The following is a 16,797-nucleotide window of genomic DNA, read 5'->3' as shown; positions in this document are numbered from 1 at the left end:
TCGGCACCATGAAGCGTCGCTACCTGTACCGACGCGTGCGCTACCGTGGCCTCCTGCGCAACCGCTGCCAGGGAGTGACTTCAAGCGGCCCGCAGGTCGAACAGCCGGTCGGGTCGGCTGGACGCACCCGGAATGTGGCAGCGGCCCGTGACCTCGCGCGACCACCTGGAGGCGCGCACGATCCCCAGACGGTGGTCGTTCATGCAGTCCACGGATGGGGCCGCAGAACGGTGCCCGGCAGGGATTCGGGGCAGAGCGAAGCTGTCCTGGCTCGCGGCAGGAGCAGGCGCCGGCATTGTCAGGCGAGCGGGGCCAGTGCAGTGCGGAGCAGGCGGTCGAACGGGTTGTCGGGCTCGACCCTGACCTGGGACAGCCCGAGCCAGCCGGCCAGTGCCACCAGTTCCTGCGCCAGCGCCGCGGCGGTCGCATCCGGTTCGCTTTGCGGCTCCAGATGGGCGGAACGGACCAGCAGGCAGCCGGTGGCGCGCTCGGCCTTGAGGTCGACGCGCGCGGCCAGCCGGTCGCCCAGGAGGAAGGGCAGGACATAGTAGCCGTGCAGCCGCTTGTGGGCGGGCGTGTAGATCTCGATCCGGTAGCGGAAGCCGAACAGCCGCTCGGTGCGGCTGCGCTCGAAGATCAGGGGGTCGAACGGGACCAGCAGCGCGCGGGCCGTCACCTTGCGCGGCAGCACCGCGTCCCTGACGAGATAGGCCTGCGGCCGCCAGCCCTCGACGCTCACCGGCACGAGGTCGCCGGCCTCGACCAGGCGGGCCAGCGCGATGCTCGCGAGATCCACGGGCAGGCGCCAGTAGTCGCGCAGGTCCCCTGCCGTGGCGATGCCCAGGGCGCGGGCCGCATGGGCCGTGAGCTTGGTCGCCGCCTCGGCTGGATCGGGAGTCGCCGCATGGACGATCTCCGGGGGCAGCACCCGTTCGGTGAGGTCATAGACCCGCTCGAAGCCGCGCCGGCCCGCCGCCGTGATCTCGCCGGTCCAGAACAGCCACTCCAGCGCGGTCTTGCTGTCCGACCAGCCCCACCAGCCACCCTGCCCCTTTTCCGGCGCGGTCAGCTCGCCGGCCGCGAGCGGGCCGCGGTCCTGGATCTCGTCGCGGATCCGCGCGACCAGATCCGGCCTGGCCTCGGCCACCGCCCGCACGCCCTGCCAGACGCCCTTGCCCGACCGGGCCCTGGCCATCCGCCAGCGCAGCAGCGGCTGCGCCGCCACCGGCAGGAGCGACGCCTCGTGGCCCCAATACTCGAACAGGCGCCGCCCGGCCGGGCGGACCGGCCGGTCGTGATGCGCCGCCAGGCGGTCCAGGATGGTGCGGTCGTAGCTGCCGAGCCGGGAGAACAGCGGCAGATAGTGCGCCCGCACCAGCACGTTCACCGAATCGATCTGCAGCAGGCCCAGCCGCTCGATCAGCCGACGGATCCGGGCCTCGCCCGTCAGGCCGGGTCGCCGCGCGGCGAAGCCCTGGGCGGCCAGGGCGATCCGGCGGGCCTCGTCCAGACCCAGCGTCCGGCTCATCGGGTGGCACCGGTCCCGTCGATCACGGCGTCCCAGTGCGGTGCGAGCGCCACCGCGAGGTCGCGCCAGACCCGGTAGCGACCGGCCAGCAGTTCCGCCAGCGCCGGGTCCGGCTGGACCTGGCCCTCCAGCCGAGTCATGGCGGCGACCGCGGCCGGCAGGTCCGGCTGCCGCCCGAGTGCGACGGTGGCCAGGATCGCGGCACCCAGGGCGCCCAGTTCGCGCCCGGCCGGCAGCACCAGCTCGAGGTTCAAGGCCGCAGCGAAGATCTCGCGCCAGGGTTCGCTGCGGGCAGCCCCTCCGGCAAAGCGCGCCGAACCGGGCCGGCCGCGCAGGGCCGCCAGCCGGTCGAGATGGCGGCGGTGCTCGAAGGCGATCCCTTCCATCATGCCGCGCACCGTGTGCGACAGGCCGTGCCAGTTGGTCAGGCCGATCAGGCTGCCGCGCGCCGAGGACTGGTCCATCGCCCCGTTCAGATAGGGCAGGAAGAACACGGGCGGGTCGCGCGGGTCGAGCCTCGCCACCGCCTCGTTCAGCATGGCGAACAGCTGGCCGTCGGCCACGTCCGGCCGCTGGCTGCGGATGAAGCGCTCGACGAACCAGTCGAGCTGACCGGCCGAGGTCGGGCTGCCCTCGATGGCGAGCCAGGTATTGGGCAGCAGTCCGTGGGTCAGGAAGATGGCACTCGGGTCGGCGGGCAATGCGTCCAGGAAGCACTGGTGCAGGCCCCAGGTCCCGGCCATCACCACGACGTCGTCCGGCGTCACCGCCGCGGTGCCGAGCATCACCGCGAGATTGTCCGAGCAGCCGGCAGAGACCGGGGTGCCCGCGCGCAGGCCGGTGACAGCGGCCGCCTCGGCGGTCACCTCCCCTGCGATGTCCATGGGTTCCAGGAGCGGCGGCATCAGCCTCGCCAGCTCGGACAGGCCGACCGCCGCCAGCATGGCCGGGTCGTTTTCCCGGCGCTCCACCGGCGCGTAGCCGCTGCTCGACTGGTCGCTGACCTCGGCTGCGACCCTGCCGACCAGCCGGGACCGCAGATAGTCCTTGCTGGAGACGGCAAAGCGCGCCCGGGCCAGCTGGTCGGGGGCGTGGCGCTGCAGCCAGGCCAGGATCGGCATGGGCTTGCCCGGCCAGGCCGCGACCTGAAGGCGCCGCTGGCGGGTGGCCTCGTCCGGCGGGTCGCGCCGCCACTCCGCGCAGATCGACGCGGCGCGCAGGTCGGAGGTCAGGACGCCATTGCCCACCGGCCGGCCCGCCTCGTCCAGCAGCCACAGACCATTGCCATAGCCGGTGATGCCGATCCCCGCGATGTCCCGGCCCTCCAGCCCGGCATCGGCGAGCACCAGGCGGATGTCCCCGGCAAGGTAGTCCCAGGTCCGTTCCGGGTCCCGCTCCGCATGGCCGGGTGCCGGGGTCAGCGCCGGGTGGGTGGTGCCGCGCACGGCCAGCTCGGTCCCGTCCGCCGCGATCACGGCCACCTTCACCGCGGTGCCGCCGCTGTCGATCCCTAGCAGAAACTCCGCCACGCCCACCCCCGAAGCCGTCCCTGGTGGCGCTGTCCGCACCCTGCCCAGGTGCCCACCTTGCCCCGAGTTGTCGTGGGGAAAGGCCGACCTGTCGAGGTCCGGCCATGCCGGCTGGGCGGCAGGACGGTGGCTCTTGTCCCTCGTGCCGGTCAATGCCGCCTCGCGGTTCCAGCCGAACGCAAACCGCGCTAGGCAGGGATGCGGCCAGCCGCCTGCCAGTGCGGCCCGGGCCAATGATCAGGGAGCAGAACGACCATGCCGAAAGCCTATGCCAGCACCGTCATCGACCTGCCCGCCGACCGGATCTGGGCGGTGGTGCGCGACTTCAACGCCCTGCCCGCCTGGGCCGGCCACATGGTGGCGCGGTCGGAGATCGAGGACGGCAAGGCCGCGGACCAGGTCGGCTGCGTGCGCAGCTTCTACACTCATGACGGCGCCCATATCCGCGAGCGGCTCCTGGCCCTGTCCGACGTGGAACGCAGCTACAGCTACAATTTCGAGACCACCCCGTTCGACGTCCAGAACTACCAGGCGACCCTGCGCGTCACGCCGGTGACGGACGGTGCGCGCAGCCTGGTGGAGTGGTGGACGACGTTCGACTGTGCACCCGATGCCAGCGCGCAATGGGTCGACACCTTCGCCAACGGCGTGTTCGGCGGCGGGTTCGCCAATCTGCGCAAGCACCTGGCGGGCGGCTGAACGCAGGGAGGCGGCTCCCTCAACGCCCAACGTGCCGTGCGCCCGGCGAAGCGCCGTGGCCGCCTGGGCCGTCGGGAAACAGTGGCAGCGGCCCGGGCGGCGGCCGAGGGTACGGCCGCCCGCTCGTGACCACGCCCGTCGACTGGTCCAGGCGGATGCTCTGGTCGGACTGGTCGATGCTGAGGCCGGGGGGCAGTTCGTACCAGTTCCCCGCCAGCTCGCCTGTCGGCCGCGGGCAGCTGCCTTGCAGCACCCCGCAGTCCCAGCGCCAGCCGGACGGCTCGCCGGTCATGAGGCCCCCTCGCGCAAAGCCGCAGCGGCAGGCTTGGCCGGCCATGCAGTGCAGCGCCCCGGCAATCTCCGGGGTGCAGCCGGGCGGCGGCTCGGCAGCCCCCGGCTGGGCGGCCAGGAGCAGCAGCAGAATGCCCAGGCAGGCACGGAGGATGCACGGCACGATTGGCCTCGTCGGGATGGCACGCCCCGATCATGGCAGCGAAACGTAAAGAAAAGGTTCAGGCCGTGCTGGTCATCGGCTCGGCGGCATGCCCGGTCAGCCGGACGAACAGGTCCTCCAGGTCGGCTTCCTGGGTGGTCAGGTCGGCGATCGTCACCCCGGCCGCGCGCACCCGGTCCAGGAGCTGCTCGACCTGCACGGCGGAGCGGCGGTAGCGCAGGACCAGGCATCCTTCCGCATCGACCGCCGCCTGGCCATCGTCGAGCGAGGCTGGGACCGCCCGCATCGGTCGGTCCGCCCGCACGATCAGGCATTTCTCGTCCAGGCGCTGCAGCAGGGCGGCCGTGGTGTCGCAGGCCACCACCCGGCCACGATCGACGATCGCGATCCGGTCGCAGAGCTGCTGCGCCTCTTCCAGGTAGTGGGTGGTGAGCACGATGGTGACACCCTGCTCGTTCAGCTCGCGCATGTAGCGCCACAGCGAGCGGCGCAGCTCGACGTCGACGCCGGCGGTGGGCTCGTCCAGCACCACGACCGGCGGGCGGTGCACCAGCGCCTTGGCGACCAGGAGGCGGCGGCGCATGCCGCCGGACAGGGTGCGGGCATAGGCGTCCGCCTTGTCGGCCAGGCCCACCGCCTGCAGGAGCTCGTCGGTGATCCGCTCACGCGCCGGGACGCCATAGAGGCCCGCCTGCAGATCCAGCGCCTCACGGGGCGTGAAGAACGCGTCGAGGTTGAGTTCCTGCGGGACGACCCCGATCGCGCGCCGGGCGAGCCGCGGCCGCTCGTCCAGGTCGATGCCGAAGATCTCCACCTTCCCTTCGGTCTTGTTCACCAGCCCGGCCAGGATGTTGATCATGGTCGACTTGCCGGCACCGTTCGGCCCCAGCAGGCCGAAGCACGAGCCGCGCGGCACGGTCAGGTCGACGGCGTGCAGGGCACGCTTGTCGGGCTGGCGGCCGGTGCCGCGGTACACCTTGCCCAGCCCCCGGACCGAGAGTGCGTGGCTGGGCGGAGCGAGCGCCATCTCTAGTTGTCTCCATGCTTCGCTAGCGACTATATCGCGCGCCGCCGCCTGCCGTGGCAAACTCGCGGCGTCGGGCGCAGCGCTGCTCGGTCGGTCTGGCTTTGCAAGAGGGGTGGTCGCGTGGCGGACCTGTTCTTGAACGTTGATGGTCGTGAAGTCGTGATCACCGATAAGTTGTATGTCCGCTGCGACGGGGGTGAAGGTCCGCTCGGCCATCCTGTGGAATACATGACCCTGGAGAAGGGCGGCGAGACCGTCTGCAAGTATTGCGGCCGCCGCTACGTCCATACCAGCGCACCCGCGGCGCAGGCACTTCATTCCGATCCGCGGCCGGCAACTGCCTGAGGCCATGCCGCAGCCATCGCGGCCCATACCGGAACTGCAGCATATCAGCCACGTAGCTCTGGCGCACCCTCCAGGAACTTCACTGTTTTGCTTGACGCCAGCGCCCGCAGCGGCCTTGCTCTCCCTCCACATGCCGGTCCAGCGCGCCATCGTTTCCTCGATCGGCAGGACGATGGCCCGGCGCAGGCTCCTCGAGCGCGGGATCCGTACACCGTGATGGACCGACGCGTCACCCCACCGCCGGGCAGTTCCGACCTCCTGTCGGGCAAGCGTCCGCCCGGGCGTCGCTCAGGGCTGGCGCAGCGTGCCGCCAGGGCGCTCGCCGCGGCCTTGCGCCACGAGCGGCCGGGCATCGAGATCGACAGCGAGGGGCGGGTCGGCCACCTCCACGACCTGCTGGTGCCGACCGCGCGGCTGCCCGCGGACCAGCGCACGATCCTGCCGGACCGGCCGCGCACGCCCGTGGACGATTCGCTGGCCCTCACGGCCAACTGCTTCCTCCCCTGGAGCCGCAACCCGGCAGGGCTGCGGGTAGGTCCGCTCGACGGGTTCCAGGGACTGCGCTTCGCCGCCCGCTGCCCGACCGGGATCCGCGGCACACCGCCGCAGACCGACCTGCTCCTGACCGGCCCGAACCGCGTGGTCGGCCTCGTCACCCGGGTCACCGAGCACCTGACCACGCCCAAGACCCGGATCGCGGAAGGCTACGACCAGCCGATGCCCGAGCCCCATCTGGGGCCCTGGCACGAGCTGCTGGTCGAGCTGCGCCAGACCCCGCAACTGTTCCGGCTCCTGGACGCGGTGGCGCTGGCCAAGCACGCGATCGGCCTCGCCCGCACCTTCCCCGGCCAGGCCACCACCCTGACCTACCTGTTCTGGGAGCCATCCGACGCCCGCTCCCACCCGGTGTTCGCCGCGCACCGGGCGGAGGTCGACCTCCTGCGCCGGCGCGTGGTGGGGTCCGGCGTACCGGTCCTGCCGTTGAGCCTGCGTGAATTGTGGGACCGCTGGCTGGCCGAGCAGCCGGGCCCGGCACTCCGCGACCACGTGACCGCACTGGAGGCTCGCTACCACGTTGCCATCGGCGAATGATCGACGGCACGATCTCCTGATCACGTCGAACGATGGGCGATGGACGTCATGATGCCTGACAGCAAGGCGCTGTTCTTCGACCGCCAGGAGGTCAGGTCATCCCAGGAGCGCGAGGCGGCGATCTTCCACGCCCTGCCCGGCCTGCTCCACCACACCATGGACAATGCGCCGGGCACGGCCGGCCATCTGGCCGGGGTCGACCCCGACCGCATCACCTCGCGCGAGATGCTGCGCAGCCTGCCCCTGCTCGACCCGGCGACCCTGGCAGCACGCCAGCAGGCCATGCCGCCGTTCGGCGGCATGGTCGCGACGCCGATCGGCCGGCTGGCCAGGCTGCTGGTCGGCAACGGGGGCCAGCTCGTGCCCGAGGGCGCCAGGGTCGACTACTGGCGCTTCGCCCGCGCCTTCTTCGCCGCCGGGGTGCGCCGGGCCGACTTGGTCTGGAACGCGCTGCCCCACCATCTGGGCACGCTGGCGGCCATGGCCGAGACGGGTGCGCGCGCGCTCAGCTGCACCGTGGTCCCGGCCGGGCCCTGCACCGAGCCCCGCCAGCTCGACGCGCTGCGCCGGCTGCGCCCCAGCGTCTTCGTGGGCGAGGCGCGGACCCTGGAAGCCCTGCTGGAGGCGCTGGGCCAGGAGCAGCCGTTCCGCTGCGCCCTGCTGACCGGCGAGGTGCCCGACCCGGCCTTCCTGGTCGCCAGCTCGGCCCTCTACGCGATCGAGACGTTCTTCGCCTATGCCACCGACGAGGTCGGCCTGATCGCGTACGAGACCAGCGCGCACGAGGGCCTGGTGGTCGACGAATCGGTGCTGGTCGAGCTGCTGGACCCGGATGGCGATGGTCCGGTCGTGGCTGGCGCGCCCGGCCGGGTGGTGGTGACCGTGTTCAACCCGGACTTCCCGCTGATCCGTCTGGACACCGGCCATCTGGCAAGAGCACTCGGCGGGGAAAGCCCGTGCGGCCGCACCAACCTGCGGATCACGCCGCCGCTGCAGCGCTCGCTGGATCCGGCCGGCAAATCCTGCCAGGCGGCCGGGAAGGGCTGAGCCTGCCCGTGCTGGCCGTCCATGATCTGGTCTCGGCGCGGGCGGGGCGCCCGGTGCATGCACCGGTGGCGTTCGAGCTGGCCGCGGGCGAGGCGCTCTTGCTGCGCGGGGCCAACGGCTCCGGCAAGTCGACCTTCCTGCGCACGCTCGCGGGCTTCCTCCGGCCGGCTGCCGGCAGTGCGTCCTGGCAGGACCGCCCGCTCGCTGACCCTGGCTGGCCGTCCGCCCTCCACTGGATCAGCCACGTCAACGCGCTGAAGGCGGGCCTGACCGTGCGCGAGAACCTGCAGATTAGTGCTGCCCTGGCCGGCGGGCCGTCCGATCCCGTGGCGGCGGCGGACGTCTTCGACCTGCGGCCGCTCCTGGACGTGCCGGCCGGGCGGCTTTCCCAGGGCCAGCGCCGGCGCGCGGCCCTGGCCAGGCTGGTGGCGGTACCCCGCTTGGTCTGGCTGCTGGACGAGCCCGGCGTGGGCCTGGATGCGGTGAACCGGCGGCACCTCGCCCGGCTGATCGACCGGCACCGGGCGGGAGGCGGCATCGTGGTGGCGGCGAGTCACGGTGACGTGGAACTGGACGACCCTCTGGTGCTCGAGCTTTGAGCGGCCTGGTCGGTGCAGCCCTCGCTTTGGCACGTCGCGACCTGATGCTGGCGCTGCGCCGGCCGGGCGAAGCCCTGCTGCCGGTCCTATTCCTCCTGACCGGCACCGCCCTGTTCCCGCTGGGCGTCGGGCCCGGTGCAGAAACCCTGGCGCGGATCGGCTCGGGCGTGATCTGGGTCCTGGCCCTGTTCGCGGTGACGGTCGGCACCGACCGGCTGTGGGCGGCCGACCTGGAGGACGGCAGCCTCGAGCAACTGGAGCTGGGCATCCTGCCGCTGGAGCTGGTGGCGCTGGTGCGCTGCCTCGTGCACTGGCTGGTGACCGGCCTGCCGCTGGTGGTGATCTCGCCGCTCCTGGCCCTGCTCATGCAGCAGCCGCCCGCGGTCCTGCTGGCACTGCCGGCCGCCCTCCTGCTCGGCACGCCCGTGCTGATCATGATCGGCGCCATCGGTGCCGCCCTGCTGGTGGGCAGCCGGCGCAGCCAGGCGCTCACCGCACTGCTCGTGCTGCCGCTGCAGATCCCGGCACTGATCTTCGGCGTGGGCGCGGTGGAGGCCACCACCGGCGGGATCGGCGGGACGGTGGCCTACCTGATCCTGGGCGCCCTCCTGCTCGGCAGCCTGGCCCTGGCCCCGTTCGCGATCGCGGCGGCATTGCGGCTGGCGCTGGAATGACCGGGCCACGCACCGCTCTCCCGCAGATGGGCCTCGCGTCCGCTGGCCGGACCGCCTAGATTGGAACGATCGTCAACAGGACCCGCCCGCCCGTGCACGCCTACGCCAACCCGTTGCGCTTCCAGAGGATCGCCGACGCCATCCGGCCCTGGACGACCTTCCTGGCGCTGGCCCTCTTCCCGGTGGGCCTGGTCTGGGCCCTGGCCGTGGCACCCGCCGACTACCAGCAGTCGGACGCCTACCGGATCATGTATGTGCACGTGCCCGCCGCCTGGATGAGCATGTTCACCTATCTGGTGGTGGGCGGCGGCAGTGCGGTGGCCCTGATCTGGCGCCACCCGCTGGCCGAGATCGCCGCGCGGGCGGCCGCCCCAATCGGCGCCTGCTTCACCGCGATCGCCCTGGTCACGGGGTCGATCTGGGGCAAGCCGATGTGGGGGACCTGGTGGGTGTGGGACGCACGGCTCACCTCGGTCCTGATCCTGTTCTTCCTCTATCTCGGCTATATCGCCCTCTACGATGCCTTCGAGGATGCCAGCCGCGGGGCCAGGGCCGCCTCGATCCTGGCCCTGGTCGGCCTGGTCAACATCCCGATCGTGAAGTTCTCGGTGGACTGGTGGAACACGCTGCACCAGCCCTCCTCGGTGCTGCGCATGGATGGGCCGTCCATGCCGCCGTCCATGCTGTGGCCGCTCCTGCTCATGGCGTTGGTGTTCAAGCTGTACATGGTCAGCGTGCTGCTCGTCCGGATCCGCACGGAGACGGCGGAACGCCGCATCAGCGCCCTGCGCGGCGCGGAAACGGCTTGACGCCGCTGCACCGCAACACGACATCCCGCCACATGGGACCGATTCTAAGGGTCGGCCTTAACCTTTCCAAAGCGCGGCATACGTACTATCCGCGCCGCGGGTCCCCCTGGGACGCCGTCCGACCCGCCGCCACGAGGAGACCGATGCAGTGCGCGTAACCGGCCATGACATGTTGAAGGTCCGCCGCACACTGGAGGTCGGCGAGCTTTCCTACGATTACTTCAGCATTCCCGAGGCCGAGAAGGAGCTGGGCGACCTGTCCCGCCTGCCCTTCTCGATGAAGGTGCTGCTCGAGAACCTGCTCCGGTTCGAGGACGACCGGACCGTGAAGGTCGGCGACCTGAAGGCGGTGGCGGAGTGGCTGCGGCAGCGCAGCTCCAAGCACGAGATCGCGTATCGTCCCGCCCGGGTCCTGATGCAGGACTTCACCGGTGTGCCCGCCGTGGTCGACCTCGCCGCGATGCGCGACGCCATGGTGACGCTGGGCGGCGATCCGAAGAAGATCAACCCGCTGGTGCCGGTCGACCTCGTGATCGACCATTCGGTCCAGGTGGACGCGTTCGGCACGCCGCGCTCGTTCGAGGAGAACGTGGCGATCGAGTACGAGCGCAACGGCGAGCGCTACCAGTTCCTGCGCTGGGGCTCACAGGCGTTCGACAATTTCCGCGTGGTCCCGCCCGGCACCGGCATCTGCCACCAAGTCAACCTGGAGCACCTGGCCCAGGTCGTCTGGACCGCGAAGGACGGCAACAAGCAGGTTGCCTACCCCGACACGCTGGTCGGCACCGACAGCCACACCACCATGGTGAACGGCTTGGCGGTGCTGGGCTGGGGTGTGGGCGGCATCGAGGCCGAGGCGGCGATGCTGGGCCAGCCCGTGTCGATGCTGCTGCCCGAGGTGGTCGGCTTCCGGCTGACCGGCCGGCTGCCCGAGGGGGCGACCGCCACCGACCTCGTGCTCACCGTCACCCAGATGCTGCGCAAGAAGGGGGTGGTGAACAAGTTCGTCGAGTTCTTCGGGCCGGGCCTCGACCACCTGCCGCTGGCCGATCGGGCCACCATCGGCAACATGGCGCCGGAATACGGCGCCACCTGCGGCTTCTTCCCGGTCGACCAGGTGACCATCGACTACCTGAAGCTCACCGGCCGCAAGCCGGAGCGGGTGGCCCTGGTGGAGGCCTATGCCAAGGCGCAGGGCATGTGGCGTTACAGCGACGCGCCGGACCCGGTGTTCACCGATGCGCTGGAGCTGGATCTGGGCGATGTCGAGCCGTCCATGGCGGGTCCGAAGCGGCCGCAGGACCGGGTGGCGCTGAAGGGTGCCAAGGCCGGCTTCCAGGCGTCGCTGCCGGCCCTGGCCGGCGACACCCCGCTCGATGCCAAGGAGCCGGTCGCGGGCATGGACCATGCGCTGGGCCATGGCGACGTGGTGATCGCGGCGATCACGTCCTGCACCAACACCTCCAACCCGGGCGTGATGATCGCCGCGGGCCTGGTGGCGCAGAAGGCGGCAGCGCTGGGCCTGGAGCGCAAGCCCTGGGTCAAGACCTCGCTGGCCCCCGGCTCCAAGGTCGTCACCGACTATCTGGACGCGGCTGGCCTGACCGAGCCCCTGAACCGGATCGGCTTCGACCTGGTCGGCTATGGCTGCACCACCTGCATCGGCAATTCCGGCCCGTTGCCGGACGAGGTGTCCGGCGCGGTCAACGAGGGCAAGCTGGTCGTGGCCGCGGTGCTGTCCGGCAACCGCAACTTCGAGGGCCGGGTCCATCCGCAGGTCAAGGCGAACTACCTAGCCTCGCCACCGCTGGTGGTCGCCTATGCCCTGGCCGGCTCCATGCAGAAGGACATCACCACCGAGCCGCTCGGCACCGGCAAGGACGGCAAGCCTGTCTACCTGAAGGATGTCTGGCCGAGCCCGAAGGAGGTCGACGACGCCGTCCGCAAGGCGGTCACCGCCGACATGTTCGCCAGCTCCTATGCCGATGTGTTCGCGGGCGACGAGCGCTGGCAGGCGATCGGTGCCGGCGAGACCGGCATGACCTATGACTGGGACGACCAGAGCACCTATGTGCGGCTGCCGCCCTATTTCGAGGGCATGTCCGCCGAGCCGGCCAGGAAGCTCGCCGACATCAAGGGCGCCCGGGTGCTGGGCATCTTCGGCGACAGCATCACGACCGACCATATCAGCCCGGCCGGCAACATCGCCAAGACCAGCCCGGCGGCGCGCTACCTGCTGGAGCACGGCGTCGAGCAGCGCGACTTCAACTCCTATGGTGCCCGCCGCGGCAACCACGAGGTGATGATGCGCGGCACGTTTGCCAACATCCGCATCAAGAACGAGATGCTGGACGGCAAGGAAGGCGGCTACACCAGGCTGATGCCCGACGGTGCGGAGATGTCGATCTACGACGCCGCCATGGAGTACCAGAAGCAGGGAACGCCTCTGGTGATCTTCGCCGGCCAGGAATACGGCACCGGCTCGTCGCGCGACTGGGCGGCCAAGGGCACCAACCTTTTGGGCGTGAAGGCGGTCGTGGCGGAGAGCTTCGAGCGCATCCACCGCTCCAACCTGGTCGGCATGGGCGTGCTGCCGCTGGTCATGTACCCCGGCACCGACCGCAAGACCCTGAAGCTGGACGGCAGCGAGGTGGTCGACGTGATCGGGCTGGAGCAGGGCCTGAAGCCGCTCATGGACCTGACCCTGCGCATCACCCGGGCCGACGGCAGCACCGGCGAGCACAAGGTGCTCTGCCGGGTCGATACGCTGGACGAGGTCGAGTACGTGATGCACGGCGGCATCCTGCACTACGTGCTGCGCCAGCTCCTGGCCCAGTCGGCACCGGCCGGCACCGCCTGAGGGCACCTGGCCGCCGCGCGTCGGCGGCCAGGCCTAGCGTCGAGGGACCGGGCGCCCCTCCTCATTGGACGGGCGCCCGGCCCGCTTTAACGGCACCAGCAACTGGAGCAGGACCAGGGCCGCCAGCAGCGGGAGGGCGAGCTCGCCCAGTTCCTCGATCGCCAGCAGCCGGGCCAGCGCCGCCGGCCCGAGCTCCATCCCGTTCTCCCGCAGGATCCTCGGCAAGGCATCGACGGTCTTCAGCAGCGGCAGCATCACCAGTACCGTGACGATGCTCCAGAAGGCCGGCGCCTTCTGCCTGGCCAGCGATCTCAGGGCCGGCAGGCTGCTGCGCACCAGCCAGACGGTCAGCACCAGCAGCCCGATCACCACCGCTGCCGCCACGAGCTTCTCGGGCAGCGGCACCTCGGCACGAAAATACTGCTTGGTGCTGAACAGGCTGTGGGTGGTGAAAGCCTTGTCCAGGTCGAGCTCGCGGGCACCCATGGCCAGCGCCCCGATGCCGACCAGCCCGAACAGTCCGCCCCGGCGCCACCACAGGGCGAACGCGACGAGCGCCACCAGGAAGTGCAGGAGGCTGGTCAGCGTCTCGACCGGCCCGTTCTCGATGAGCAGCGCGGTCGTCTCCGGCGGGGCGAGCAGGCTGGTCAGGATCAGGGCAGCCAGAACCGCAAGAACGGCGCCCGCGGCCGCAAGGCCCTTATGTTGCACGAAATCCATGGGGTTGCGGATCGTCCAGTGGTGGAACAGGGCGCTGCCATGGATCTGACGATCACGCCTCGCCAGGAGCGATGTCCAGCGAGTGTCCATACACGAACCGATCTGATGATAGTGCGTGAGACATTTCGGCAAAGGGCTCCGCTTGGCGTAGCCTCGTGACCTGGACCATCCGGAGCCGGGGATGTGCATGGGCGGTGAGGATCATCCCATGTCCGAGGGGCCATGGCGGCCGCCGCCTTCGATGCCCTGGCGGCAGGCTGGGACGGACGCCATGGGCCGTGGTCGCCACGAGGTGCCGGTTTTCGGCTGCGCGTGGCCCTGCTGCGCCACCTGAGCCGCCGGCAGCGGCCCTGCCGCGTCCTCGACGTCGGCTGCGGTACCGGCCTGCACCTGTTGGCGCTGGCCGGCCAGCTCGAGTCCGGCCTGGGCATCGACCTGGCACTCGCCATGATCGAGCGGGCGCGCCGGCATGCCCAGGCGCCCGGCCAGGCCGGACGCATCCGGTTCGACGTCCTGCCTGCCGCGGCGCTCGCCGGCTGGCCGGGCGAGCCGTTCGATCTCGTGCTGTTCCTGGGCTCACTGGAGCACATCGCGGCCCCGGCGCAGGCACTCCGTGACGCTGCCGGCTGCCTGTCGCAGCACGGCCTGCTCGTCACGCTGATCCTGCACCCCAGCCATCCGCTCGGTCGCCGGGCATGCAGGTGTGCAGGCCGGGGCTCGATGCCGCCCCTGCGCCTGATTGCGCCCGTGGAGATGGAGGCGTGGGCAGTGCAGGCGGGTGTGGAGCGGGTTCAGGCTGGCCGACCTGTCCCGGTTCTGGGGGGCCTACGGGCTGCTGGCCGCCATGCTGCTCGGCCGCCATTTCATCATCTTCCGGCGACGGACATCCGGCTGAGCAGGCGCGGCCGGGCCCGGAACGTGGCGACGACGCCCAGCAGCGCGGCGAAGGCGCAGACGAGCATGCCCGACTGAAATGCCCCCATGAAGGCGGCGGTGACGTTGCCCTCGACGAAGCGCACGAAGGCGGGGTCGGTGGCGCGGCCGGTCGCGCGTGCCAGGGCCAGGATCGCCTCGCTCGCCTGGGCCGACCCGGACAACAGGCTCGCCACGACCCGTCCCTCCGCGGGCTCCAGTGCCAGCTTCGGGTGCAGGGCCTGGAGCAGCCGGCCGGTCTCGCTCGCCTGGAACACTGCACCCGGGAGAGCGATGCCCAGCACCGAGCCCAGCAGGCGCGCGCCGTTCAGCAGCCCGGCGGCGGCATGGCCCTCCGGCACCGCGTTCACCGTGGCGGTGGTCGAGGCGTTGAACGCCAGGGCCTGGCCGATGCCGGCCGTGGCCAGTGCGGCAATCAGCCAGGGCAGCCCGCTGTCCGGGCCGATCGGGCGGCACAGCAGGAAGGCCGTCACCATCAGCACCATGCCGAGCATCATGGCCTGCCGGTTGCCCAGATGCCTGGTCCAGATGCGGGTGCCCGGCAGCGTCAGCACGAAGCAGCAGGAGAACGCCAGCAGCACCAGTCCGGCCGCCATCGGCCCCAGGCGGAGGATGTGCTGGAGGTAGAACGTGCTGAAGAACAGGAGCGCGCTGCACCCGAAATGGCTGGTCAGTGCCACCATCTGCGCCTGGACCAGCGTCTTCTGCCCGAACAGGGCGGGCTCGATCAGGGGCTGGCGCTGCCGGTTCTCGATCCACCAGAACAGCAGGATCAGCAGCGGGCCGCCGATCAGCCCCGCCAGCACGGGCAGGGACTGCCAGCCCCAGTCGTCGCCCAGCTGCAGGCCGAAGGTGAGCAGGGTCAGGCCGGCGGTGATCGTGGCCGTGCCGGCGAGGTCGATGCCGCCTTCCCGAGCCTGATCACGCGATTCCGGCACGACCCGGAGGATCAGGGCGGTCGTCAGGAGGGCGATCGGCAGGTTCACCAGGAACAGCCAGCGCCAGCCCAGCTTCTCGGTGAGCACGCCGCCCACGAGCGGCCCCGTGGCGGCGGCGCACGCAGCCACCGCCATGCAGATCCCGAACGCGATGCCACGCTCACCCGGAGCGACGCCGCGGCTCACGATCGCCAGCGACGCTGCTGAGAACAGCGCCACGGCCAGGCCCTGGATGCAGCGGCCGGCCAGGAGGGTCGCGATGCCCGGTGCCAGCCCGCAGACCGCCGAACCGGCCGCGAACAGGAGGATGCCGGCCAGCATCGTCCGTCGCCACCCGACCAGGCCACCCAGCCGGCCGAACGCGACCAGTGGGGCTGCCAGCGCCAGGTTGAAGGCGTTGACGGTCCATTGCAGGGCGGTGGTCCCCGTCCCCAGGTCCCGGCCGATCGAGGGCAGTGCGACCGTGATGCCGTAGAATTCGATGGCCAGGAGGAACAGCGGCAGCGCCGTCGCCACCACGAACCAGCGATGCCGCATGTTCCCCCCGGATCCGCGGCGGGTCAGCTGAAGCCGGTGACCGGGTGCGGGATGTAGGGCGCCTCCAGGGCAGCGACCTCTTCCGCGTTCAGCCGCAGTTGCAGGGCCGCTACCGCATCATCCAGATGGTGCGGCTTGGTGGCGCCCACGATCGGCGTGGTCATCGGCTTCTGCAGCACCCAGGCGAGCGCCACCTGGGCGCGCGGCACGCCACGCTTGGCCGCGATCTCCCCTACGGCCTCCACGACCTTCCGGTCGGCCGCCTCGCTGTTGGCATAGAGCGTGCGGCCGAACTCGTCGGTCTCCGACCGGCTGGTGCTGGTACCCCATTCGCGGGTGAGCCGGCCGCGCGCCAGCGGGCTCCAGGGCATGAGCCCGATCCCTTCCGACAGGCACAGCGGCAGCATCTCCCGCTCTTCCTCGCGGTAGAGCAGGTTCAGGTAGTTCTGCATGGTGACGAAGCGTGCCCAGCCATGCTTCTCCGACGTCGCCAGCATCTTCATGAACTGCCAGGCATACATGGACGACGCGCCGATATAGCGGGCCTTGCCGGCGCGCACGACGTCGTTCAGCGCCTCCAGGGTCTCCTCGATCGGGGTGTGCCTGTCGAAGCGGTGGATCTGGTAGAGGTCGACATAGTCGGTGCCGAGCCGCTTCAGGCTCTTGTCGATCTCGGACAGGATCGCCTTGCGCGACAGGCCGGCCCCGTTCGGCCCCTCATGCATCCGGTTGTGCACCTTGGTCGCCAGCACGATCTCGTCGCGCCGGGCGAAGTCCTTGAGTGCCCGGCCGACGATCTCCTCGCTGGAGCCGGCGGAATAGACGTTGGCCGTGTCGAAGAAGTTGATGCCGAGCTCGACGGCCCTGCGGATGAACGGCCGGCTGTCCTCCTCGGACAGCGACCAGGCGTGAGCACCCTTCCCGGGATCGCCATAGCTCATGCAGCCGAGGCAGATGCGCGAGACATCGAGGCCGGTGCGGCCGAGCTTCACATATTCCATGCCCG

Annotated in this window: 17 protein-coding genes; 9 read left to right on the top strand and 8 right to left on the bottom strand. The window is 70.9% G+C overall.

Annotation, left to right across the window (positions count from 1 at the left end; all coding sequences use genetic code 11):
- Positions 1–80: 80 nt before the first annotated feature.
- The 3 genes from HLA95_RS28500 to HLA95_RS21950 all read right to left on the bottom strand — a co-directional run bounded on the left by HLA95_RS28500 (position 81) and on the right by HLA95_RS21950 (position 3,057).
- Positions 81–203 carry a hypothetical protein gene (locus HLA95_RS28500; protein WP_255592154.1) on the bottom strand — a complete coding sequence of 41 codons (123 nt, stop codon included), beginning with the start codon at positions 201–203 and terminating at the stop codon, positions 81–83.
- Between the two features lie 95 nt (positions 204–298).
- Entirely contained in the window at positions 299–1,528 is a 1,230-nt protein-coding gene (locus HLA95_RS21955; RefSeq protein WP_222184523.1) for a winged helix-turn-helix domain-containing protein, read from the bottom strand.
- Positions 1,525–3,057, bottom strand: coding sequence for an FGGY-family carbohydrate kinase (locus HLA95_RS21950; RefSeq protein WP_222184521.1), 1,533 nt, complete (start codon positions 3,055–3,057; stop codon positions 1,525–1,527). Before HLA95_RS21950 ends, HLA95_RS21955 begins: the two co-directional genes overlap by 4 nt.
- Before the next feature lie 255 nt (positions 3,058–3,312).
- Here HLA95_RS21950 and HLA95_RS21945 point away from each other — a divergent pair, with 255 nt between their 5' ends.
- Complete coding sequence (locus HLA95_RS21945) at positions 3,313–3,756, top strand: SRPBCC family protein (protein WP_191062457.1); 444 nt, start codon at positions 3,313–3,315, stop codon at positions 3,754–3,756.
- A 19-nt stretch (positions 3,757–3,775) separates the two neighbouring features.
- Here the strand turns inward: HLA95_RS21945 and HLA95_RS21940 are convergent, their stop codons facing one another.
- Together HLA95_RS21940 and HLA95_RS21935 are read right to left on the bottom strand one after the other, a co-directional pair.
- Positions 3,776–4,210 carry a hypothetical protein gene (locus HLA95_RS21940; protein WP_222184519.1) on the bottom strand — a complete coding sequence of 145 codons (435 nt, stop codon included), beginning with the start codon at positions 4,208–4,210 and terminating at the stop codon, positions 3,776–3,778.
- Between the two features lie 58 nt (positions 4,211–4,268).
- The gene (locus HLA95_RS21935; RefSeq protein ID WP_191062061.1) at positions 4,269–5,237 is read right to left on the bottom strand and encodes an ABC transporter ATP-binding protein; all 969 of its coding nucleotides are present in this window, start codon (positions 5,235–5,237) and stop codon (positions 4,269–4,271) included.
- 120 nt (positions 5,238–5,357) lie between these two features.
- Here HLA95_RS21935 and HLA95_RS21930 point away from each other — a divergent pair, with 120 nt between their 5' ends.
- The 7 genes from HLA95_RS21930 to acnA all read left to right on the top strand — a co-directional run bounded on the left by HLA95_RS21930 (position 5,358) and on the right by acnA (position 12,663).
- On the top strand, positions 5,358–5,582 hold the full coding sequence (locus HLA95_RS21930; protein WP_223861777.1) for a zinc-finger domain-containing protein: 225 nt from the start codon (positions 5,358–5,360) through the stop codon (positions 5,580–5,582).
- Between the two features lie 213 nt (positions 5,583–5,795).
- Positions 5,796–6,674, top strand: a complete 879-nt coding sequence (locus tag HLA95_RS21925; protein WP_222184517.1) for a hypothetical protein — start codon at positions 5,796–5,798, stop codon at positions 6,672–6,674.
- A 48-nt stretch (positions 6,675–6,722) separates the two neighbouring features.
- Entirely contained in the window at positions 6,723–7,721 is a 999-nt protein-coding gene (locus HLA95_RS21920; protein ID WP_222184515.1) for a phenylacetate--CoA ligase family protein, read from the top strand.
- 8 nt (positions 7,722–7,729) lie between these two features.
- Positions 7,730–8,320 carry a heme ABC exporter ATP-binding protein CcmA gene (gene ccmA, locus HLA95_RS21915; RefSeq protein ID WP_222184513.1) on the top strand — a complete coding sequence of 197 codons (591 nt, stop codon included), beginning with the start codon at positions 7,730–7,732 and terminating at the stop codon, positions 8,318–8,320.
- The gene (ccmB, locus tag HLA95_RS21910) at positions 8,317–8,994 is read left to right on the top strand and encodes a heme exporter protein CcmB (protein ID WP_223861795.1); all 678 of its coding nucleotides are present in this window, start codon (positions 8,317–8,319) and stop codon (positions 8,992–8,994) included. Before ccmA ends, ccmB begins: the two co-directional genes overlap by 4 nt.
- 92 nt (positions 8,995–9,086) lie before the next feature.
- Positions 9,087–9,803, top strand: coding sequence for a heme ABC transporter permease (locus tag HLA95_RS21905; protein WP_191062187.1), 717 nt, complete (start codon positions 9,087–9,089; stop codon positions 9,801–9,803).
- Between the two features lie 169 nt (positions 9,804–9,972).
- On the top strand, positions 9,973–12,663 hold the full coding sequence (gene acnA, locus HLA95_RS21900; protein ID WP_191061263.1) for an aconitate hydratase AcnA: 2,691 nt from the start codon (positions 9,973–9,975) through the stop codon (positions 12,661–12,663).
- Between the two features lie 33 nt (positions 12,664–12,696).
- Here the strand turns inward: acnA and HLA95_RS21895 are convergent, their stop codons facing one another.
- Entirely contained in the window at positions 12,697–13,473 is a 777-nt protein-coding gene (locus tag HLA95_RS21895; protein ID WP_191061262.1) for a hypothetical protein, read from the bottom strand.
- 132 nt (positions 13,474–13,605) lie between these two features.
- Between HLA95_RS21895 and HLA95_RS21890 the strand changes: the two genes are divergently transcribed.
- Positions 13,606–14,355: a class I SAM-dependent methyltransferase gene (locus HLA95_RS21890; RefSeq protein WP_222184511.1), complete on the top strand. Its 750-nt coding sequence runs from the start codon at positions 13,606–13,608 to the stop codon at positions 14,353–14,355.
- On the opposite strand, the gene HLA95_RS21885 is transcribed toward HLA95_RS21890, so the two are convergent.
- Complete coding sequence (locus HLA95_RS21885; protein ID WP_191061053.1) at positions 14,250–15,791, bottom strand: MFS transporter; 1,542 nt, start codon at positions 15,789–15,791, stop codon at positions 14,250–14,252. The genes HLA95_RS21890 and HLA95_RS21885 overlap by 106 nt on opposite strands.
- Before the next feature lie 23 nt (positions 15,792–15,814).
- Positions 15,815–16,792 (bottom strand): aldo/keto reductase, encoded by a 978-nt coding sequence (locus HLA95_RS21880; RefSeq protein WP_191061054.1) that lies wholly within the window; start codon positions 16,790–16,792, stop codon positions 15,815–15,817.
- Between the last annotated feature and the right edge of the window lie 5 nt (positions 16,793–16,797).

Source organism: Geminicoccus harenae, from assembly GCF_019800005.1.
Classification (GTDB): Bacteria; Pseudomonadota; Alphaproteobacteria; order Geminicoccales; family Geminicoccaceae; genus Geminicoccus; species Geminicoccus harenae.
This window is presented reverse-complemented; position numbering and strand designations above follow the sequence as displayed.